The 21508-nt window shown below is 39.6% G+C and carries 20 protein-coding genes and 1 tRNA gene; 10 read left to right on the top strand and 11 right to left on the bottom strand.

Annotation, left to right across the window (positions count from 1 at the left end; genetic code table 11):
- Positions 1-4: 4 nt before the first annotated feature.
- Positions 5-955: a hypothetical protein gene (locus tag AC6JA8_RS01975; RefSeq protein WP_497975534.1), complete on the top strand. Its 951-nt coding sequence runs from the start codon at positions 5-7 to the stop codon at positions 953-955.
- Position 956: 1 nt separating this feature from the next.
- Here AC6JA8_RS01975 and AC6JA8_RS01970 read toward each other — a convergent pair whose 3' ends face one another.
- Entirely contained in the window at positions 957-3356 is a 2400-nt protein-coding gene (locus AC6JA8_RS01970) for a spermine/spermidine synthase domain-containing protein (RefSeq protein WP_497975533.1), read from the bottom strand.
- 51 nt (positions 3357-3407) lie between these two features.
- Between AC6JA8_RS01970 and AC6JA8_RS01965 the strand changes: the two genes are divergently transcribed.
- From AC6JA8_RS01965 to AC6JA8_RS01955, 3 genes are read left to right on the top strand one after another with little or no spacing between them, the layout of a single operon-like run.
- Positions 3408-5240 carry a type 1 periplasmic-binding domain-containing protein gene (locus AC6JA8_RS01965; RefSeq protein ID WP_497975532.1) on the top strand — a complete coding sequence of 611 codons (1833 nt, stop codon included), beginning with the start codon at positions 3408-3410 and terminating at the stop codon, positions 5238-5240.
- Entirely contained in the window at positions 5237-6484 is a 1248-nt protein-coding gene (locus AC6JA8_RS01960) for a hypothetical protein (RefSeq protein ID WP_497975531.1), read from the top strand. Before AC6JA8_RS01965 ends, AC6JA8_RS01960 begins: the two co-directional genes overlap by 4 nt.
- Positions 6481-7569, top strand: a complete 1089-nt coding sequence (locus tag AC6JA8_RS01955; RefSeq protein ID WP_497975530.1) for a hypothetical protein — start codon at positions 6481-6483, stop codon at positions 7567-7569. Before AC6JA8_RS01960 ends, AC6JA8_RS01955 begins: the two co-directional genes overlap by 4 nt.
- On the opposite strand, the gene AC6JA8_RS01950 is transcribed toward AC6JA8_RS01955, so the two are convergent.
- From AC6JA8_RS01950 to AC6JA8_RS01935, 4 genes are read right to left on the bottom strand one after another with little or no spacing between them, the layout of a single operon-like run.
- Positions 7566-8213, bottom strand: a complete 648-nt coding sequence (locus tag AC6JA8_RS01950) for an HAD family hydrolase (RefSeq protein ID WP_497975529.1) — start codon at positions 8211-8213, stop codon at positions 7566-7568. The genes AC6JA8_RS01955 and AC6JA8_RS01950 overlap by 4 nt on opposite strands.
- An 8-nt stretch (positions 8214-8221) precedes the next feature.
- On the bottom strand, positions 8222-9457 hold the full coding sequence (locus AC6JA8_RS01945) for a cytochrome P450 (protein WP_497975528.1): 1236 nt from the start codon (positions 9455-9457) through the stop codon (positions 8222-8224).
- An 8-nt stretch (positions 9458-9465) separates the two neighbouring features.
- Positions 9466-10164 (bottom strand): TauD/TfdA dioxygenase family protein, encoded by a 699-nt coding sequence (locus AC6JA8_RS01940; protein ID WP_497975527.1) that lies wholly within the window; start codon positions 10162-10164, stop codon positions 9466-9468.
- A complete protein-coding gene (locus tag AC6JA8_RS01935) occupies positions 10145-11086 on the bottom strand; it encodes an L-tyrosine/L-tryptophan isonitrile synthase family protein (protein ID WP_497975526.1) in 942 nt (313 codons plus the stop codon). Before AC6JA8_RS01935 ends, AC6JA8_RS01940 begins: the two co-directional genes overlap by 20 nt.
- 97 nt (positions 11087-11183) lie before the next feature.
- Between AC6JA8_RS01935 and AC6JA8_RS01930 the strand changes: the two genes are divergently transcribed.
- Together AC6JA8_RS01930 and AC6JA8_RS01925 are read left to right on the top strand one after the other, a co-directional pair.
- Entirely contained in the window at positions 11184-12002 is an 819-nt protein-coding gene (locus AC6JA8_RS01930) for a LysR family transcriptional regulator (RefSeq protein WP_497975525.1), read from the top strand.
- Positions 12003-12059: 57 nt separating this feature from the next.
- Positions 12060-13247 (top strand): glycosyltransferase, encoded by a 1188-nt coding sequence (locus tag AC6JA8_RS01925; RefSeq protein ID WP_497975524.1) that lies wholly within the window; start codon positions 12060-12062, stop codon positions 13245-13247.
- Positions 13248-13375: 128 nt separating this feature from the next.
- Here the strand turns inward: AC6JA8_RS01925 and AC6JA8_RS01920 are convergent.
- Positions 13376-13452, bottom strand: a tRNA-Met gene (locus tag AC6JA8_RS01920).
- Positions 13453-13597: 145 nt separating this feature from the next.
- On the opposite strand from AC6JA8_RS01920, the gene AC6JA8_RS01915 reads away from it, so the two are divergent.
- Positions 13598-13918 carry a hypothetical protein gene (locus AC6JA8_RS01915; RefSeq protein ID WP_497975523.1) on the top strand — a complete coding sequence of 107 codons (321 nt, stop codon included), beginning with the start codon at positions 13598-13600 and terminating at the stop codon, positions 13916-13918.
- A gap of 108 nt (positions 13919-14026) precedes the next feature.
- Here the strand turns inward: AC6JA8_RS01915 and AC6JA8_RS01910 are convergent, their stop codons facing one another.
- The 5 genes from AC6JA8_RS01910 to AC6JA8_RS01890 all read right to left on the bottom strand — a co-directional run bounded on the left by AC6JA8_RS01910 (position 14027) and on the right by AC6JA8_RS01890 (position 19088).
- Entirely contained in the window at positions 14027-14374 is a 348-nt protein-coding gene (locus AC6JA8_RS01910; protein ID WP_497975522.1) for a hypothetical protein, read from the bottom strand.
- 233 nt (positions 14375-14607) lie between these two features.
- Entirely contained in the window at positions 14608-15735 is a 1128-nt protein-coding gene (locus tag AC6JA8_RS01905; protein WP_497975521.1) for a pseudouridine synthase, read from the bottom strand.
- An 88-nt stretch (positions 15736-15823) separates the two neighbouring features.
- Complete coding sequence (gene scpB, locus AC6JA8_RS01900; protein ID WP_497975520.1) at positions 15824-17344, bottom strand: SMC-Scp complex subunit ScpB; 1521 nt, start codon at positions 17342-17344, stop codon at positions 15824-15826.
- Positions 17345-17358: 14 nt separating this feature from the next.
- Positions 17359-18429 carry a segregation and condensation protein A gene (locus AC6JA8_RS01895; protein ID WP_497975519.1) on the bottom strand — a complete coding sequence of 357 codons (1071 nt, stop codon included), beginning with the start codon at positions 18427-18429 and terminating at the stop codon, positions 17359-17361.
- Entirely contained in the window at positions 18429-19088 is a 660-nt protein-coding gene (locus AC6JA8_RS01890) for a site-2 protease family protein (protein WP_158649527.1), read from the bottom strand. The genes AC6JA8_RS01895 and AC6JA8_RS01890 overlap by 1 nt, the downstream gene beginning before the upstream one ends.
- 123 nt (positions 19089-19211) lie before the next feature.
- Here AC6JA8_RS01890 and AC6JA8_RS01885 point away from each other — a divergent pair, with 123 nt between their 5' ends.
- From AC6JA8_RS01885 to AC6JA8_RS01875, 3 genes are read left to right on the top strand one after another with little or no spacing between them, the layout of a single operon-like run.
- Positions 19212-19637, top strand: a complete 426-nt coding sequence (locus AC6JA8_RS01885; protein ID WP_497975518.1) for an NUDIX domain-containing protein — start codon at positions 19212-19214, stop codon at positions 19635-19637.
- A complete protein-coding gene (locus AC6JA8_RS01880) occupies positions 19637-20512 on the top strand; it encodes a hypothetical protein (protein ID WP_497975517.1) in 876 nt (291 codons plus the stop codon). Before AC6JA8_RS01885 ends, AC6JA8_RS01880 begins: the two co-directional genes overlap by 1 nt.
- Complete coding sequence (locus AC6JA8_RS01875) at positions 20509-21486, top strand: SH3 domain-containing protein (RefSeq protein ID WP_497975516.1); 978 nt, start codon at positions 20509-20511, stop codon at positions 21484-21486. Before AC6JA8_RS01880 ends, AC6JA8_RS01875 begins: the two co-directional genes overlap by 4 nt.
- The last annotated feature ends 22 nt before the right edge of the window (positions 21487-21508 follow it).

The raw sequence follows: 21508 nt of genomic DNA, 5'->3' as shown, positions 1-21508 counted from the left end.
AAATATGATTAAACTTATCAAACCATTTTTTTTAATGTCTCTTCTCTTTGCCCACGCATCGGCCTTTGCTGTAAAAGAAGTTGTGACTCAGGATTTTGTTTCAGACTCTCTCTCTGTAAAAGAAGAAGCTCAAATCGCCAGCTGGATTGCCAAGAAAAAAGTTGAATCTATCATTTCTGGAACAATCACTTTGCATCCGAATATCAAGGTGCCTCCAGGAGGAGAGCTGCATTTAAGATTAGTTAATTTTTCTTCAATCTATCGCCCCTTTATTTTTAAACGTTTTTATAAAGTCCAATTCCCCTACAAATTCGAAATTAAAACCTCAGACTTTGTCGGAAACATTGGATTACCTGCGCTATTTGAACCGTACTACCTGGAAGCTTTTTACTATCGCTATCTTCCCAATAGAACTCCACGCTATGATGACTTTTCATCTAACCTGGTTGCTGGAGGAGAAGCTTGGGGTGATCCCGGCAGACCTTATCCTCTCTCTTTTGGGCAAGTCCGCAACTTTCAGCTAAATTTCTGGTGGACACCAGAACTCTTTGGCTCGAAGTACTCTACACCGATCAAAGATTCTCCTGGCCTCATGTCTGGATGGCTTTATCTGTCGGCCTTACTAAGAAAAGACTTGAAAAATGTTAAACAGGTACAAGGAAATATTTATATCTGCGATAAAAATCTTAAATTAATCAAATCGACTCCTTTTAAGATTTCCGACTTAAGCGCGCCACTTGAATGGCATACAGAATTAGCTACACCGATTACTGGATTTATTAGTGTCATTGGAGAGGCAAAAAAAGACAAAGGAGAACCTGTTTATCTCTATGGAACAAGGGCCAACGCTAGAGTTTCAGTGAGCCTGCCGGTCTCAAATCTTAAAATCGCCTTAACAACTTCGAGCAATACGAAATGGCAGCCATGTCTTTCGGAAAATTATCATGGAAAATAACTTAGAGAGTCTCGAAACAATCTTCTGAAATGTTGTATGACTTTAAAAGTTCTGAATACACTCTAACTCCTAAAACATCCGGGGAACTTGTAAACTTCTTTTTATAATCTTTATAAAAAGAACAAGTTGGTTTTAATTTTGATAGGTTCCCACTGAGTTCAATATCCTTTGAGAGATAAGGCCAGATAGAAAAACTTTGTCTATGGCGCGAATTAAGAGAAAAAGCTTTATATAAATACTGAGCAAAGATATCGCTGCTATTTGAATCAACAGAAATGATCTCCTTATGGTACTTCTCAGAAAAGAGTGAACTGGCCTTTCCAATGACTTCTGCTTTCTCTTTTAACACTCCAGTTGCTGGATAAAACAACACGCGAGACTCAGCAATGCTTCGGATAGAAGAGCGCTTTTGCATATTGCGCTCATAAAGCCCCTGTCCCCAAAATAACTTTGATAAATTTGGGTTTTGACCTTCATCGCATTTTCCCTGATCAGAGAAAGCCTCAGCAGAAGTTACCGCCGTTCTCGACCCAACAATGACCGGGGCCAGGCCTGCCTGTCTAATTCTCCCAGTAAATGGAAAAGCAAAATTCGTTAAGCAATTAATTCGTTCATCAGTAAATGACCGAGTGACAAAAATCCCATTATCAGTCAGCGCTCCATTAACTAAATCGAAAAACTCTTTAGTATAAGTCAGCCTGGCACTCATATACAAAGGCCAGGTCAAATTGTTCACAATCAAATCATAAGCTTCGTTATATTTTTTTCTGGCCAAAAATTTGAAGACGTCATCGGTATGAACTTTTAATGTCGGCAATTTTTTATCGTTAAAATCAATCACATCGCTGATTTCTTTTCTAAATCCTTCTCTCTCATAAGGAGGAAAATTGTCGATAACATCAATCGTTTCAATCGTCCCACCTGTTTCATCTTGAAGAATTGAAGCATATTTCAGTAAAAGATGATTTCCCAATCCAAGTATTAAAACGCGCTTCACTTTATTTTCTTTCATAAGCCTTTTAGTCGCAAGCGACTTAGCTAAATCAGCTGGAGAATACATTGGGGCGACATACCCCCCAAGTCCAATCCCCGGGATATCGCCATAACTGTAAACAAAACCAACTTTTCCTTCTTTGCGATGAATCTCTTGGACTCCGTTTAATCCAAAACTCTTATCTACAAAGACTGATTCAGTTAAAAGAATACGCGACTTAAGCGACTGAACAAGAATTCGTCTACTAGGATTAGGAAAAAGAAATACACAAAGGATCACTGCACACACCGCAAGTCCAACCATTTGTTTCTTGTTATTAAAATCAACGGTCTTCCACCAGACCAAAGATAAGATGAAAAATAGTGGTAGAAGCATCTCAAGAGGCGGATGGATAAGCAGAACCCCGGGAATAAGGAAACCGAGGAAATTCCCTAAAGAAACGAAGAATAAATGATTTTCATTCGGCGTTTCTAGCTGTCGTCTTGGAACAACATAAGCAAAAAAAGCATACGGAATTAAAAGAGTGAAAACCTGAATAAAGCTCACTAGTGCAATTCGATAAGAAACTGAGTAACTCGAAAAAATAAGCGGCGCTTGATTAAAAAAGAAGAAATCTTTCACTCCGCCAAAAAAACCAACCAAGATTAAAATCAAGGCCAGGAAGGCCATTATTGGGATGAGAGAGAATTTTACTTTTCGTGCCGGCAAATAACGGGCAACGGCCAAATGTAAAAAAGTCAGAAGAAGATAAAAATGAAACTCAAACCCGGAAGGAAAAATAGATAGTTCCATCGTTTCTAAAACACAAGAGAGATAAACTCCTGAGAAAAAGCCAAGTCCCAAAGAAGTCAAAGTCAGAGAGTTCCAATGAATCGCAAGCAGAGATTCAGATTTATTCCATAGACGGTGACTCAAAGAAATCAATAAAAGAGCGCTTCCTGCCACAATACAGACAGCGGCATTTCCAAACTTAACCTGAATTCCAAAAAGACATAAAATACCAAAAGCACAAATTAAGTTGTGCCAAAAGTAATTTTTCTTAATGTCAGAGTCAAGATAGATCGCACGCGAAGAAAGGATACCGGATGAAACAACAGTTAAAACAATGAAAAATCCCGCAAGTAATTCACCAATAAGCGAACGCGAACCTTGTAAAATGGCCTCAGAGTAAAACCAACCCAGGAGTGTGAGGATAATACCCGACACCGTTAATAGGATGCGTGTCCAGGCAATATTCAAAAGACCTGATTGCCCAAGGCAAATACCACCCATGACAGCAATTAAAATCATGCTTTCAACTGCAGTGGTGCTTCCAAAAACTCCAAAAAAAATAGGCTGTGCTATAATTTGAATAGTAACAACAACGACCGCTGCCACCAAATGTAGACTTTGCTTTAGAAGGGACATAAAATAAGTTTATGTATCCCTTAGAGAATTGACAACAACATTATTCAGATCATGAGTACATACAAACTATACAATCACCTATTCACTTGTCTGTTCATTTCATGCTCTGTGATTTCATGTTCTCCTTCTCCTCATAAATTACTGCCTGTTTATTTATCGACACCTCTTTCTGGCCCAAAGGATAAAGGACAACGGATTTTTAATGCAGCAGAGATGTATGTGGCCGATCATCCTGAGCAAAAATTAGAACTGCATGCTGCAGATTCAAAGTCAGATGAAAAACTAAGTGCACAACAAACCGTGAACTTTCTTAAAGAAAAGGATCCCAAATTAGTTTTTGGACCTCCTGGCTCTTCAATTGCTGATGAAGTGATCGAACTTACAAAAAGTCTTAAACCGGAAGAAAAGAAAAATCTTTTTTTTCTTAATCAAGTCGTCGCTTCTCCTAAAATGAATCTTGCCCTTCCAACGATTAATGTGTTTTTTCAAACGGAAGATTACTTATCAGGGGTTGTAGATTTTCTTTTAACGAAAGGAAAGAAGCCGCGCAAGGCCCATATCATTCGCCTGACGAATGTTCCTTACTTAGACGAAGTCGCTGAATTTGCCAGAAAGGATTTAAGTGCAAGATCTATTGCCATTGGTTTAGATATCGCTACACCTCAAGAAGGCACGCCTGAGTTGGCCGAAAAATGGAAAAAATCCGACATAAAAAAAGAAGATTGGGTTTTTCTTATCACACACAATATCCCAGTTACTTTTAAATATCTTCAAGACGATAAAGTCTTTTCCGCAATGACCAAAATTATCACTTATGGGAAAGCTCAATCATCAGTGGCCAATCATCCATGGCTCTATAAAAACAGCTGGCAGACCATGTTCTGGCATCCAGATCTAGAATATAAAAACAGTGGCGCCCTATCAAATTGTGCCTTTGAGACAAAGTTTGAAAAACAATTTCATTATAAACCAGATTTTCACTCTGCTTTCATGTACTCAATGTTCGAAGCAGCTGCTGCTTTAGATTTTAAGAACCCTTTTTTAAAAGAAGAAGGCTTAGTTGGACTTCCTCCCATCTCTACCCTGACCGGTGAAGTGCAATGGAATGAAAAAGGACTAAGACTTTCACTCAAACCAATTCTTTATTACCAAGGTGAATCAGCTAGTGAAATTTACCTTCCACCGGCCGTTAAGAAGGTTTGTGATTCCCCACGCTACTTAAGTGGAGCTAAAGTTAAATTATGGGATTCTCCTTCTCTTGGATTAAACTTACGTGCTTGGGAAAAATCAATCAAAGGCAATTCGCGATTCATTCCTGTGCAACTTTGGGATGGAAACGATTGGGATGGAAGTGAAACTCTTTCAATGGAAAATAGCAATGATAAGAGTTTTAATCATACTAACAGCCGAGGGCACACTTACAGCAAAGAAATCTTAGGTGCACAACAATGGTATCATCCAAAAGTTAAACGCTCACTTCTTGTTTATAAGAGAATTTCACCAAAGACTCCAAAGATTGAAGCTAAAACTCAGCTCTTTACTCTGACTGATGACTCTCAAGGTCTTGGACGAGTCTTTGATACGCGCGAAGGAAATTATTACGCTTTTGATGAAGTAAAATTTCCTTTGGGTTGGTGGAAAGAAGGTGAAGAAAAAACTTTTAAACATTCCCGCTGGTATCAGGGAGATGTGAACCCTCGAGAGTTTACTTCTAAAATCAAAATACTGGAGCTCAACTTTAATTACAAAGGAGTTCCTCACTCATTGAAGTATGACCTTACAATTTATGATGAAAATCATAAAATGATTACTCATAACATCTATATTTATAGTCCTAACCAAGCTAACGTTTTAACACAAAACCTTATCAATCAATATCGATGAAAAACTTCTTTAAAAAGAACATTAATGAAATTGAAAATGATAAGGCCTTGAGTTGGTTTGGGGTCTTCCTTTCTCTCACTCACGTCTGGACTTATCTCTTCTGGAGCCTTGATTTAAAGGTTCCTCAAATTATTTCCAGTCAGGCCACTCCCGTGTGCTGGCCATTTTTTGAGAATTGTTTCAACTATAGATTTTTGAGCGCTGGGCAAGTAGACCTCGTTCTTTCCCTTTATTTGTTACTTGGGTTGGCCGTCTCTTTTCTTTTTGTCTTACCTACACGCTACACGAAATGGGCCTATACTGGACTTGTCACTCTTTCGGTCTTTAAATTTATTCTTTTTGCTCAAGACTATCAATTGAGAATGAATCAGCACTACATGGCCCTAGCTGTAACCTTGGCCTATTTATTTATCTATAGTAAACGAAAAGTTATTCCACAAGTCATCGTTCTTTTCTATGTGTGGGCCGGAACAATCAAACTCAATGAAGAATGGTTAAGTGGTGCCGGCATTTATAGATTAGAGAAGTTATGGCTTCCTGAAAGCCTGCATAAAATTTCTTTTGCTTATGTTGTTGTACTCGAACTAGTTCTTGCTTTTTTTCTTCTTTCAAAGAAAAAAGGAATCTTTTACTTTACCTTTATTCAGTTCTTAATTTTCCATCTGCTCTCTTGGCCTATCGTTGGATTCTTTTATCCTATGGTCATGTACTCATTACTCACCATTTTTGTCCTCGATCGCCTTTTTTTAGCTCCGACCGCCTCTGCCCCACTTCTTCCCATTGGCGGAAGCTGGCAAGGCGCAACTTACTTAACTCTATTTTGTCTGGTGCAACTGACTCCTTACATTTTTCCTGGGGACATTACTCTTACCGGAGAAGGACGCTATTTTGCACTTAATATGTTCGATGCCAAAAGTGTGTGCGATGGTGAGTTCACTATCCAGATGAAAGACTCCTCAGTTAAAAGGCTCAACATAAACAATGACTGGAACGAGAGTTTTAGAAAAAATAAGCTCGACGGGACACTCAGACTTAGAACGCGCATTCACTGTGACCCTCTGGTTCATTTTAACCGCGCTCAGGCCTTCTGCAGAAGAAATGAAGTGCAGAACCTGGATTTAATCTTCTTTTCTAGAAGAAGTTCGGACTCTGAGTTTAAAAAACTGATCGACGTAAAAGACTTTTGCACGCAAAATTTAAGTTATAGTATGTACCGACATAACTCATGGATTCTCGCGCAATGAAAATAGTGTCAAATTCCTATTTGCCGGAAAAAAGTGAATGGATCAATCTGCTCTTTCCATTGATCTCTCTTCCTTTTATTTTCGCTGAATTCCAACTTGGCTGGGCCTTTTCAATTGCCTTTTTTGTAGCCATTAGTCACTTCGGTGCCATTCACCACTTAATCACCATCTACATCGTAGGCCAAAGTCCCGAGTGTGGAGAATGGGCCAAAGAACATTTTGGAAGCGTGCCTAAATTCTTTGCTGCTTTCATTCTTCTGGGATTGATTCTTTTTTTGATGTTTGTTTTTAGTATGGAAAAAATGGAATCCCAGTTTCCTTTTATGAAATGGGTTTTTCTTTCGTTCATTTTGATAGACATCTACTTCATCTCTGTCTTTCATATGATCCATCAAAGTAAGGGGATCTCTCTTCTTTATAATAAATTTGGAGAAACTTCTGACAAGTTAAAAAAATGGGAAAAATGGGAACGCTTATGCGCCACTGGACTAGTAACAGGTGTGGTCATCGCAGGCTTTTTTGGAACCTTCCGCAGAAATCCTATTAATGTTTCTCAATATGGTTTTTCCAGACCACTTGAGATCTTAGGTCTTACTCTCGCAGCTCTTTCGGCCCTAACTTATATCTACGTGGCCATAAAAAGCAGCAGCCTCTTAAAATCATCAAAAGGCGTCTTTGCTCTTAGAATGATTGTCTGGGTATTCTATCCTATTTCGATGGTGGCCCAAGCAACACAAAGATTAGTGCATGGTCTAGAGTACTATTTCATTTACGCTAAAATTGGAAAATCCAGAAAAGACATGATCACTTTTTTTGGTATTCTCTCTGCGATTGTCTTAATTGCTACGTATGCAGTGGTGTTATCTTTCCGCAGAGATGGAATGACGGTTTATCTTGCCAATTTTGGAATCTTAGAAAAAGGACTCACTGAACAGTATATCGGAGGCTTTAAAGTCAGAAACCTGGCCTATGCTTTTTATGGGACACTCAATGTCCTACATATCTTGATTGACTCATTTCTTTTCCGTTACAAATTCCCTAAAGCACGCCTTGTGACCCTACAACACCTTCTAACAAAACGTTAATGAAGAATGGTCGCCAGTTCATTTGGGTGATCAATGATATAGTCTGCCTGCATCTCTTTTAGCCTGGATGGATCTCCATAGCCGTAGCTCACTCCAACAGTTCGCACACTGGCATTTTTCCCGGCCAATATATCGGCTTCAGTGTCACCGATTATTAAAATATTTTCTATCGAGACATTAAACTCATCAGAGATTTTAAAAATAGGAAGAGGATCAGGTTTATGTTTTTCAAACGTCTCTTTGCCATAAAAATTCAAAAAATAATTGCTAAGTTCAAGCTCTTCTAGGATCACTCCAACAAATTCATTTGATTTATTCGTCAAAACAACTTTTTTATAATCAGAAAAACTCTGGAGCATTTCAAAAACACTTTCATAAACAGATGTATTTTCTAACATACATTCAGCATAATTCTTTCTGTAAACCTCAGCTGCTCTCTCAAAATCCCTTATTCCCTTCTCTAATAATCTTTGAATAATAAAATTAAAAATCCCACTCCCTATAAAACTCTTGGCTTCATTCGCTGAAACCGCTGGAGCATTAAAATGCTCCAGCGTTCGATTAACCGCATTTAAGATATCCTGATGTGAATCCACCAAGGTTCCATCTAAGTCAAAAATAAGGAGCTTAATTGTTTTATTCATCGAGTTCTCTATTGAATGACTGGCTTCAAAAACAGCGCGTGAAACCCAGAAAAAGAAAGAGAGTAATGATCTCTGCTACTTTCTTTAGATTCATCCAGCACCAGCAAAGGAAGCTCTCTTAAAATCTCTTCAAAAAGCAGACGGATTTCTAATCTTCCAAGCTTTGCTCCTAAACAATAGTGAGGCCCGTGTCCATAAGCAAAGTGACTGACTTCTCTTCTGATATCAATTTCATGGGCCCTGGCTTCAGTTGGCAAATCCCTATTGACCGCATGATTAGAGATAAAAATGACATCTCCTGGATTAATAGGCTGCTCCCCTATTTTTGTATGCGCGCGTGCTACCCTAAAAATAAAAGTCACTGCAGGATCAACTCGCTTTAATTCTTCTAAAGCATTATTAATCAAAGTAGGGTCGGCTTTAAGCTCTTCTTGTATTTTAGGATTTGCGGCCAAGAGAAACATAATATTGTTAATTTGATCCGTTGTTGTTACCTGCCCAGCAACAAACATCATAATGAGTTGAGAAATCAATTCATCATCACTCATTCCTGTCATAGGCTGAGCTTTAAGTAAGATGGAAACATAATCTTGCCCATTATTCCCTCTTCTTTCTACAATCAGCTTTTGAAAATACTCTTTTAGCGATTTAGCTGCATTGTTAACTCGAATTCCATCTTCATTAAAGTAGCTCGTTGCTCCCCCAAAGAATCCAGTCATGATATTGGCCGAATTGAAAAACTCGGCCCTGTCCTTCTCTGGGAGCCCAAATAAATCTGCCAAAACTGTCGATGGAAGTTCTTTACTTAAAGCCTCAACAAATTCAAAGGATTCTTTATTTTTTACATTTTTTACAATTCGCTTAACGGTTTCTTCAACCGTTTTGGCAAAACGGTCAATGATATGATCTTCAAAACCTCTTGCCGCAATTTTCCTTCTTGCAGAATGGTCTTTGTCATCACTCATAACCATCATCTTTTGAACAATTCCAAAAAAGTCCTGGATAAGGGAAAGGTCCATTTCCGGCATACGCGAAATGAAAAAACCGCCTCTGTCTGCGCTAAATTCCGGTGATGTTAAAACCATTCTCGCGTCAGCGGCACGAGTGACAACATGAAAATTCCCTTTCGACCAGAAATACGTGTCACCAAATGATGTTATATAGTTAGAAAAATCTTGCGGGAAAGTTTTTAAGTTAGATTCTTTCTTAAAGTCTAAAAATGATTGTCCGCTCGCCGTTTGCATATAGTCTCCTACAAAATTTGAATTCTTTTAAAGCTGCGTTTTAAATTACTCTTCAATGCTCTTCGCCCATGTAAAAAGGTGAAGTTGTCACAAACCACTAAATCACCTTTTTGCCATGAGTGTTCGTAGAGATACTTAGGATCGTAGAGTTTCTCGCACATCTTTTTATAAAAAGCCGTCGTATCAATCCCGCGGCTACTTTCAATATGAAGCCCTACCGGATTAAGCGAGGTCTCGACTCTTTCGGCCAGGCGTAATATCGTCCTGCCACTCAAGGGATGCTTTTGCACTAGAGGAACACTAATCTCTCCCCCATAATGGGCCTTTTTTTCCGTGAAGTACTTTAAAGTAATGCTCTCGCATTCTACTTTTTCTTCAGTCGTTAAATCATTCCAAAGGGCTTCAGTGTTCACAAAGATGGTTTCTCCACCGGCCCCAAGGCTTTCCACGCAATAAAAAAGTAAATGCGAAGGCTCTTTATAAAAAGCCCCATCCCAATGGAGAGGAACTTCTTCTGCAGAAAATAGGTAATTCGAGGCATTCTCATCAAACTTCATATTCATGATGGGACCAAACTCCCAATGAAGAATCTTGTTCTTTAGATCCCCTTTTTTATCGCTTAAAGAAGAAGCGTAATGAAGAAGCTCTTCATCACTCTTTTCTCCAGCATTTAAAACCGTAAGAGTATTAAACTTCGAAGTAGACATACTTACCCCCAAACTTTTTTTCTGTAGCTCCAAGCTCTAGTGCCTTTGATTTATGCATCAGTTGAAAAGCCCCATCTACTTTCACTGTCACGTTATGCCAGGGAGTCGCCCATTTATCTGATGACGATAAGAGCTTCACTCCAAATTTTGAGTGATTGATTGGGTAAGCGTGAATCGACAAGCGCAGAACATCCCCAAACTGATCTGTTAAAAGCTCAGACCAGGCATCAGATCTCCTGATTAGTTCATATGTTAAGAGTTTTGTTTTTTTGCTTAATTGGTTCTTCGATAATGTTTTATTTTCAGCAAGCCCTCCGTGGTCTTCCATCATAAATTTATGAACCCCATTAAAGAGCGCTCTGTAATTGTCATCATTAATAACCAGAAACCTAATTTCATCTGTAGACTTGGCATATCGCCAAACGAGTCTTTCGCGCAGAAGGTCTCCTTTTGTATCCGGGTATAAGTCGTCCATCGAAAATGTCGAAAGATGAGAAAGCTTAAACTCTTTAATAATATTCTCAATCCACTCTCCATACTCATCAATATGAGCGTCGGGAACAGACACAACATCACTAAAAACTCTTCCATCTGAACAGATCACCACTTGAGCACCTGGAGCGTAGACGCTTGATATTTTTTTACACATTTCATCCAGGCTTTTGAGTGCCAAAACTTCACCCAAGTCAGGATGAATGCCCGAAGTCTTTGCGATACTTGGGCTTTTTGCAGGAAAGGCCGGCAACAAGAAAGTCAAAGGCACATTTTCAAGGAACTGCTCCGTTGCCTTCTTAAGAATAGGAACGTCAGCATATTGAATGTCACTTAAATCGTCTTGATTAGATAACTCTAAAATGGCTTTATAAATCACGGCTAAAGCTTCTTTATTATCTATAAGTGCTTCATTTTTTGCTGCTTCCATCGATTCCTCCATCGAAATTAATTTTTACTATTGATAAACAAAAGCTGATCATTTAAAAATTAGATGGAATCAATGTTTAATATAGGTATTTACAAATATGTCGGTAACATTCAAAGATTTAGAAAATTTTGTCACTGTCGCTAATTCCAAAACTCTTTCAGAAGCCTCTGAAAAGCTCGAAATGGCACAACCTTCTCTTTCTCTAGCGATTAAAAAGCTTGAGGGTGAATTGGGAATTCCTCTTTTTATCAGGGGGAGACAAGGAATTAAGCTAACTCCTCAAGGGAGAATGATCTTACCTGAGGCCAAAAATGCCCTAAAGACACTTTTTAAGATTAAGGGGAACCCGGTCAATCTGGCCTTTAAGATTGGCTGCCACCCTTCAGTTGGAATGTTTTTATTGGGAAGATTTTTAAAATCAATGAATCAGTTTGCCTCTAACGTTGACCTGCAAATTATCAACGAATCCTCAATGGAAATTAATAAAAAAGTGGCCTCTGGAGAAGTTGATTTCGGTTTGGTTATGAACCCACTCCCTATTCCTGGATTAATTACGAAATTAATCGGCGAAGATGAGGTGGCCGTTTTTGAATCTAAAAAGCTCTACCGCAAAAGACTCATCTACAACCCTGACTTAATCCAATCTCAGGCCATCATCTCTAAATGGAAAAATGCTCCCACAGAAAGAATTGAAGTCTCAAATCTTGAACTTTTAGCTAACCTGGTTGACTCAGGGGCTGGTATTGGAATTATCCCTTCGCAAGTCGTTCTCGCCCAAAGATGTGATTTAAAGAGAGTTCCCAACACTCCGACTTATAAAGACAAGCTAGCGTTGGTTTGTTACCCAGAGATTCTCAAATCAAATGAAGGGAAAATGATCTTTGAGGAGCTCAAGAAGTCTTTTATCCCTGCGTAGATATAGGTTTTAGCCTATAATAATCATAATTCGATATCAATTGTTCAAATCTCCCCTTTGGCATACATAAAGGGGATGAAGGCCATTTATTATAACATTTTTGGGATTGGACACATCAGACCAACCCTTCCGCTTGTCTCCGAGCTCTGCCGCCGAGGCGTGGAGATCATTTACCACACTTCACCTGCACGCCAGAAGCTTGTCGAAAGCACCGGAGCAAAGTTTAAAAACTATGGCAGAGATGACTACTCCGCCAGCGATTACAATCCTAATAAAAACTTTGTGCTTCAGAGTCTTCCTGCGGCCAGAGGACTACTGCCCTTCCTTCAAGATGAAATCGAGAAAATTCGTCCCGACTTTATTCTTTATGATTCCATGGCACCTTGGGGTTACATCTTAGGACGAATCTATAATATCCCTGCCTTCTGCACAGTGACGACTCTTGCTTTTACACCTGAAGAAATTCAAAAGGCCTTTTCGCAAAATCATATAGAGATAGATCAACCCAATGAAGACGCCATTGCTTTTTTTAAATCTAACTTTCAATTGAATATTTTGCTTGAGCACGCCTTGGGAGCTTATGGTGACCATAACATTGTCTTCACCACAAAAAGCTTCAACACTCCACTGAACTATTCAGGCAAAAATTTCTTCTTCACCGGGCCCCAAATACTTCCACTAGAAAAGTTAGCACCAAAATACCTGGCTGCAAAAAACCAAAAAATGATTGTTATGTCGTTTGGGACTATTGTTCTGAATGAGAGACCAGAACTTCTTAGCCACTTCATTCAACTAATTGAAGAGTATAAAAATAATACTGACACTAAATTGATCTTAGCTGTCGGCAGCTCTCAAAACTCTAAATTTATAAAAGATCACTATCCTAAATTTCCCGCACATATTATTGTTGAAGAATTTATACCTCAACAATCGCTATTAAAGATCGCTGATGTCTTTATCAACCACGGAGGAATGAACAGTATTAATGAAGGCCTCTACTTTAAAGTCCCTCAAATCATCATCCCCATTGCCAACGATCACTTTATCAATGCTGCTCAAGTTGAAAAACTCTCGTATGGGGCTCAAGTCTCAGCACAAAAAAGTTTTTCATTTAAATCATTAATTGAAAGTGTTCATGCGAATGCATCTATTCGAAATGCCCTTCTTGCTCAGAAACAGATTCCAGTCAAAGGGGTTTCTGAGATCATGGATTTTATTGAAGAGAAACTCAGAATTTTTAATTGATCAAAGAACTCTCTTTAACCTTCGTGAAGCCCTAAAGGCTAAAACTTAGCGCAAAAGAACTAACGCCTTATTCATGCTTTGTTCTATCTTAACTGGTCAAAATGGAAGGGGTAAGTATTTGAAATTTTTGGTTGCGGGAGCAGGATTTGAACCTACGACCTTCGGGTTATGAGCCCGACGAGCTACCAGACTGCTCCATCCCGCAGGGTGATATTAGATTGCCGGAGGCCGTTTGTCCAGTAAGAAATCGAATTATTCGCTCCAACATAAAGTTCTAAATTCCTTCGTAAATATGGCGATAAATAGTTTAGTGACCCTTTTGAACCCTATTTAGAGAGAGGATTCTTTTTATGTCAGCCCAGACTTCATTAAAAAACAGCATGATCAAAATCGAGATTGATGGAAGCGAGCTAACACCACAGCAAGTGAGACTCATTAAATCACTTAATACGATGCTCACGCATGTGCTATTAACTGAAAGCGAAGAAGAGTACTTTGAAGGGAGCGCTGAGTTCATGAGAATGTGTGCTGCTCTTATTAAGCAAGCGCGCTTTACAGAGGAATTGAAGGATCAAAGCAATATCCCCTATGCTCAACAAGCATTAGAGTATTCCGTTGATATACTTCAAGAATACGTTACTGCGTCAAAAGTTGTTACTTACGATAATTAATCTATTATTTAGCCATGGGAAAAAGTGAGCAATCAATCGCGTAAATAGCGCCTTTTTTACACACTTTTTCTCATGCATTCAAAAAAATCATCTTTGTGAAAAACTCACCTACTTAACACGACAGGCATTTCTGACAAGTGTGCATTTGTTATCAAGCTCAAGTTTTTTGACAAGTCTTTCAGCTTCGTAACAGTTGTACAAAGGATTATACGCCTTAAAAGTCGCATAGAGTACATCATCGACATAAACGTATGAATCATTACCGGCATCTTCCTTGCCAAAAAAACCAGATGACATTCGGATACTGCACGTATGTTTTGGTGCAGGCTTAGCCTTCGCACTGGCGCATATATAATCCCCTTCCGGAGAGACTTCTCCTGGAGATAAAACTCTTGGTGATTGGGCGTATAGTGATAAGCTTGTCACGACAGATAGAATAGTCATCATCATCTTCATAAAAACTCCTTTGTTTTTTTAACTTACAAGTTGCCAGAAGCATGCCATCTCTATTGCCTTGAAAAAATGTTAACCGGTGATGTGTCTTTGTCCAAAGACACAATCAGTGTTTAAAAAAGAGTCGTGTTTTTCACTCTCGACACACTTAAAAGAAAAATAAATGAAGAAGGTTTTTGGAATGATGAGGGGAACTTTTAACAAAAAGGCCCGCATTTTGCGGGCCCTTTACGATATTAAGCTTTTGGAGTTGAAGGCTTTGAATTTCTAAAGTTCGTTCTATTTAGGTTGTTGTTTTTGATCGTCGCTTTTACTGCATCAACCTTTTTTCTTCTTTCTACGTATGATTTTTGTTCTTCAACGTAAACCTGATCAGAAAGAGATTGGATCTTATCGGCAACTTTCGCTTTCTGTTCAGCAATTTGTTTTAGAGAGTCAAAATATGTCTCTCTTCTAAACTTCTTGAAAGCCTCATCATCAGCAACAGTACCTGGTTGAGGGCGTTTCTTCTTAAGATCGATTGTCTTTTTAGCAGAGATGAACCCTTCTTGATTCAATACTTTTCTCATTGAACCATCTTCATTGATTCCGATGAAACCAAGCATTTGCTCTTTGCTCATTACACGGAATTTCCCTGGAGCAACACCTTCAACAGAAAGGTTACCGATAGCAAGACGCTTAAGTTTATCTACTGTCAGACCTACGGCCTCACATAGACGTCTAATCTCTCTGTTTTTTCCTTCGTTAAGACGGAATTCAATCCATGTCTTAGTTGGAAGCTGCTTAATTACACGAACTGAAGTCGGCTTTACCAGACCTTCGTCAAGATAAGCTCCGGCCTTAAGTTTATTTAGGATTGTTTCAGTCACTGATCCGAATACCTTTACTTCGTAAACTTTTGTTACGTTGTATTTCGGGTGCATGACCATGTTGGCGAACTCACCATCATTTGTCATAAGAAGAAGACCTTCTGAAAGGTAATCTAGACGACCTACTGGATAAATTCTTTCCGGGATTTCTTTTACCAGGTCCATAACCGTCTCACGTCCTTCTGGATCGTTTAGAGTCGTTACATAACCTCTTGGCTTATGAAGCATTAAATAGATTGGCTCAACTGCATTTAGATCTGCAAGAGCACCATCAACCATAACAACATCATTATATGGGTCTACTTTCGTTCCAAGTTCCGTAACGACTTCACCGTTAACTGTTACACGTCCTTCACGGATCATCATTTCAGCTTTACGACGAGACGTAACTCCACAATCAGCAATAAATTTCTGAAGGCGTACATTTAATTCGTTAGCTGTTTCTGCGATTTTTGCTTTTGCGAGCGCGGCTTTTTTAGTCTTTGACTTAGTCATCAGGTCCTCCAATCTGCCATAACGGCTGTTTTTTGGTTAAATATGTAATCGGACCAGAGTTTTACGCTATGGTCCGATGAATGTCAAATTAGTCTTGAGAACGATCGTCTGAATCGTCATTTTCAGCACTTGGGTCTTTTAAAAAAGACAGGTCTAGGTCTAAATCCTGGGCCTTTTCGATCATGCCGTTAGTGATGTCATCAATGCTTTGGCTTCTTTCTTCAAGCTCTCCACCAAAAGCAAACTCTTCATCTGAAAGGCGGCTATCAAGTGATTCACCTGTCAGGTTTTCAAAAGCTGCATCAAGGGCCTTTGAAAGGGCCTCTTCTTCGCTTTCTTCTTTATCGAAATCAAGGTCTACGATGATATCGAATTCGCTCTCATCAAGACCACTTTCATAGTTTCCATTTTCATCAATTTCGCCGTCGAATTCAGCGTCGTACTCGATAGGTAATCCCGTATCAAGGTCGATCATCTGGAACTCTTCTTCGTCCTCTTGAGGAACGTTGAAAGGTCCTGCTTCAAGGTCGTCGATAATTCTTGGATCAATTACGTTAGTTGTAAGAAGAGATTCGATCGCCTGTTTGTTTTGCTCAGAGATAAGTCTCTTATTAACAAACTCTTCAAGAAGATCAAAAGCAGATTTAACCTCAGCTCCATCTTCTGACATACGTTTCTTTTCTTCAACTTTAAGTGAAGCAGTAAAATCAGTTTCACTTGAGATGTTTTTGATAGACTCAGAAAGCATATCAAGCTCTTCGATTTCGTCGAACTTGAATCTCGCTTTATCAGCTCCGTCATTAACCAGAGTTTTAATATCAGCGATTTTCCCAACTGAAGAAGCACGAGACATTTCATCAAGCTCATGCTCTGGTGGAAGAGCTGCCAGATCCGGAAGGTTAAACACTTCCAGGAACTCTGGAGTTGTTCCGTAAAGAACCGGGCGACCTAATTCATCTGATCTACCAGTTACTTTTACTAAACGTTTATCCATAAGGGCACGAACGATGTGTCCGCTATCCACTCCTCTGATCTTGTCGACTTCAACTTTTGAACATGGTTGCTTGTAAGCGATGATCGCTAAAACTTCCAGTGCAGTTGGAGAAAGAACCAGTGAGTTGATTTTGAAAATATCTTGCACGTACTTAGAGTACGTCGCTTTTGTACGGTATTGGTATCCTTCAGCTACTTCAAGAAGGCGAAGGCCATGGTGTTTTTGCTCGTATTCAGCTTGAAGTCTTTGAAGAGCTTCGTGAACTACTTTAAGCGGCATTTCAGCGTCGATTAGCGACTTAATCTTTTGGATTGAAACAGGCTTATCACTCATGAAGATGATTGTTTCGATAGCACCACAAAGAGTGTCTGGGTTTAAACCAGTACGTGCCTGCCATAGGACTTCATCTGAGACGATGCTGTCAGAGAAGCTCTCATCAATGATTTCGTTTTCGATCTCATTCTTAACTTCTGTTGCAGCAGCAGAGATCTCAATGTTCTCATCCAGTTCGGCCATTTCAAAAATCGGCAGTTCTAAATCTTCCTCAGAAGGAAACTTAGCTGGAAGTTCAATATCATCCATGTGTACGTCTGAATTATTGTTAACGTTATCCATATATCCCCTTACCCTTATTGAATTAATTTAGATCCGCTGTCTGGACTCTCAGGTGTTGTCAAAAGCTCCATGAACTCATCTTCCTGCTCTTTTGATAATCCAGTCTCTGTAAGCTCTGAAGGAATTTCTTCATCGGCAGAAGCTTCTTTTGTTTCTTCTTCTGCTGAGTAGTCACCCAGGTCTTCAATGATTAGTTTTTCATCCGGATTAGCTGCTTTAATTTCTAAAACATCATCATCTTTTGGTGCCGGTGTCGGCTGTTCGTCTTCAAATCCGTTTGCCTGATCAACATCGAAATCTTCAAGTGATCTGACGACATTGACATAAATCGTGCTTCTATCTTCATTTTGAAAAACGTTGATGCGCTTAAGACGAGCAAGCTCTAAAAGAGAGATGAAAGTGATAACGATGTTATCAATTTTATCCTTCTTCAGGTTCTCAGGATTTTGGTCGTCACCAATGAGGGCGTTTCCATCCTGCTCTAAAAGAGTGTCAAACGTCGTTTGCTCACCCAGCTTCAGATTGCTCTTTAAGAATTTCAGTTTTTCTTTAATCGATAGACGATCGCGTTTTACGACTGTGTATTTTCTTCTTTGTCTGAATAGGAAATCGACCATTGTCATAGTCAACGAGTTTAAATCCATTGGAGTTAAAATCGAGTTAACGATGGCCTTTCTATCTACTTTTGGTTTTACGAAGATCTCGTGACCTTTCTTTTCCAGGTCCCAAAGCTTCTTAGACATTTTTTGGTAAAGCTGAAGCTCTTCAAGACGTCTGATAAGTTCAGACTGAGAAGTGATGTTTAATCCTTCTACGCCAAACTCAGACTCAAGCGACTTCATCTCTTCTTCGGCGATACACACTTTTGATTTTAGAAGCAGAAGTGTTGAAGCCAGGAAAAGGTAATCTCCTGCTACGTCGAAGTTCAGATCGCGCATCTGAGCTAAGTAATCTAAGTATTGTTTTGTAATCTTTGTCAGGTCCAGTTCGCGGATGTTCATTTCTTCTTTTTCAACAAGAAGAAGGAGCAACCCGAGAGGTCCGTCAAAATGATCTGTCTTTACCTGAATAGATGTATCTAACATTAAAAACCTGCAAAGATGTTAATAAAAATATTAACGATAAGGTTACTTGCCCATAGTGCCGGAGACATAATCCAACTCAGCACTGGAGTCATAATCAAAATAATTAAAAAGACAAAACTATAACGTTGAAGATCTTCAAACTTGCGAGCGGCATTGTAATCAAGCATTGAAGACACCATTTTCGATCCATCAAGTGGTGGAAATGGAATCAGGTTGAATACGGCCAGAAGAACGTTGATCGTTACTGCACTCTTAAGCATTTCAGTGAAAACCTGAAAGTATGAGAAGTCTGGAGAAACTTTTGTGAACATGAAAGCAAGCAGGATAGCTGAGATGAACATCAGGATGATGTTTGCCAAAGGGCCTGCGAAACTCACCCAGAAAATACCCGAGCGAATGTTTTTGAATCTTCTTGTATCGACCGGAACTGGTTTTGCCCATCCGAACATCGTTCCACCAAGCATGGCCCCAATTAACGGGAAAATCACTGTTCCAATCGGATCGTAGTGCACCAATGGGTTTAGGCTAAGTCGCCCTAATTGCTCACCAGTTGTGTCACCAAAACGCTTGGCCATCCACGCGTGCGCCGCCTCGTGACATACAATGGCCAGAAGGAAAGCAGGGAGTGAAATTGCTACTCTATAAATAAAATCTTCCATAAGCGGAAAACATATCATTTTGGTCAACATGTAGCAACGAATTATGGGGGTAAGAAACCTCCTAATTAGGCAATTTTTATGACTCAAATATTAAAATGTCAGATTATGTTAAAATTTTAAAATATGAATGATCAAGATCTAAAGAAAAAAGTCCAAGTGGTGGTCGTCGCCGACAATCACCTTTTATTGTTTGAATTCAATAATCAAATCCCCAATAACTACGTCGGATTTCAAAATATCACTGGCGGTGTTGAGGGAGATGAAAGCTACGAAGAAGCGGCCAAGCGCGAACTTTGGGAAGAAGCAGGCCTTAGCGCTGGAGTGATTGATCTCAATTTAAGATATGAGTTCTTCGACCGCTGGAAAAAACAATGTGTTGAGCAGGTTTATCTTTGCCACTTCGATGAAAAACCTGAAATCACTCTCAATGAAGAACATCTTTTTTTCAAATGGGTTCCCTTCGATGAAGTCGACCCGAAAGACTATACCTTCCCGACAAATTACGAAGCTTTTGTGATGGCGAAAAAATACCTAGAGGGGAAAAAATAATGAAGCTGGTGTTGGTTTTACTTCTCGCCTTCTTCGCTATTTTTAGCCATGCCGCCGAATTAAAACCCTACCGCGTTTATTTAAAGCCAGGCACTGTTCTTACCCGACTCTCAGATAAAAAAAGTTTTGCTATTGAGAGAGGAATTTACGCCAACGTCCTGGAAAGTAATCCTTCAAAAAGAGACCATTTTCTAGTCTACGATAAAAATGGCAAAGCAATCTACGATACTCTGGCCGATGGAGTTGTGGAGATTGAAAAAGATGTCCAGATTCTTCCAAACGTCGATGCAGAAATCAGTTACCCTCCTCCTTCGCAACTCAAGGCCAATAACAAATACGCTTTTTTTGATACGCAATTTAACCTGCACCTGGAACGCCTGGGGATGGCCCCTCTTAACTCCATCTACAATCAAGAACTCACTTCTGCTGTTGGAAATCGCTGGGAAATCAGAACGCTTTACGTCTCTACACTTCCAGTAAATTTCGGCCTTGGAATCAATTACCAGACTGCGACCTGGGAAAATGATATTGATGAAGTGAAGCTTTCAATATTAAGTTTCGGTCCGCAAATACAGCGCTACATTTATCAAGGTGAAACCACTGCGCTTTCACTTCACATGGGGGGAGAATTTGCTCCCATTTATACGACGTCATCAGGTACATCAAAAGAAAAATACCAAGCGATTTTATTCGATCTGGGCCTAGAAGCACTTTGGGATTCCGGTTACGGTAAATGGACGGTCGGAACACACTATCGCAGGCATGATTTAACTCTTACTTCGACAACCAGACCTGGCTCAAATCCAGTTCCGGAAGAACTTGTTATCAATTCAATCGGCGCAATGGTCGGTTACAAATATGAATGGGATCTATGAGAAAATATTTTTTCCACTTATTCACATTTTTAGCTCTTTCAACTCAAACGGCACTGGCCTATGATGGCGTCGTCATCGTACTGGAAGCTCCCCTCTTAAAGGGCCCTTCACTGAGTTCCACAGTCCTGCAAACAATCAGGAAGGGTGAACGCGTTTTTATCCCTAGAGAATACTATGTCGATGGGACTCTCCCTGACTTTGTTCCGACATTTGACCGCGCAGGAAATCCTGCTTTTATTCCGGCAAAATATGTAAAAGTTATTTCCGGAACTTACAATGAAGACAAACAACCAATCAGACTGGCACACGACCCGACTGACTACCGCATTGAAGAGCCGATTCCTTCAACATATCCCTTTGAAGACCGCTCATTTCTTCGCGCTTCAATCTCATTTATCGTTGGAAACAACACGACTTCTCCTTACACATACAACTCTTCTTTTGATAAACAGAAATACCGTGCTGAGATGGGTGGTCGTTTAGTGATCTCTCATAAAATCAGCTACGATAAGTATGATCGTTTTTATTTTGGGATGATTGGTTTCATCACTTCTTCAAAAAACACTGTTGAATTTAAAAATGACAACGTAGCAGAAGAAAGCCGCGACATGATTCGCGTCGGACCTTGGTTTACTTACGATGCTTATAAAAGTGATAAATACCGCCTGGCGATTGGAACGGGGTTCACTTTTAACTATCATCGTTCGACTCTCTTTATCGACAACGCCTCTATTGGCGAAGAAAGAATCTTTTCTGGATTCTCTATTTCTCCAATGACCAGCACTTCATTACAAATCACTGAAGTGTTTCCCAACACGGATTTAATCGGTGGAGTGGATTTAAGTTTATTTCTTCCCCACTCGGTTAAAACAACCGACCAACCTGCTTACCCCGAGCTTTGGAGCGAAGACCAGATCTCGAGCGGGCTTAAGGCCCAAGCCTCGGTTTTTGTAGGAGTTCAGGTAAGATATTAGGCCTGATCTCCGAGTGAAAAAC

It is taken from the genome of Bacteriovorax sp. HI3 (genome assembly GCF_059738875.1).
Note: the sequence above shows the minus strand (reverse complement) of the source record. Positions and strands in the feature narration are given on the sequence as shown.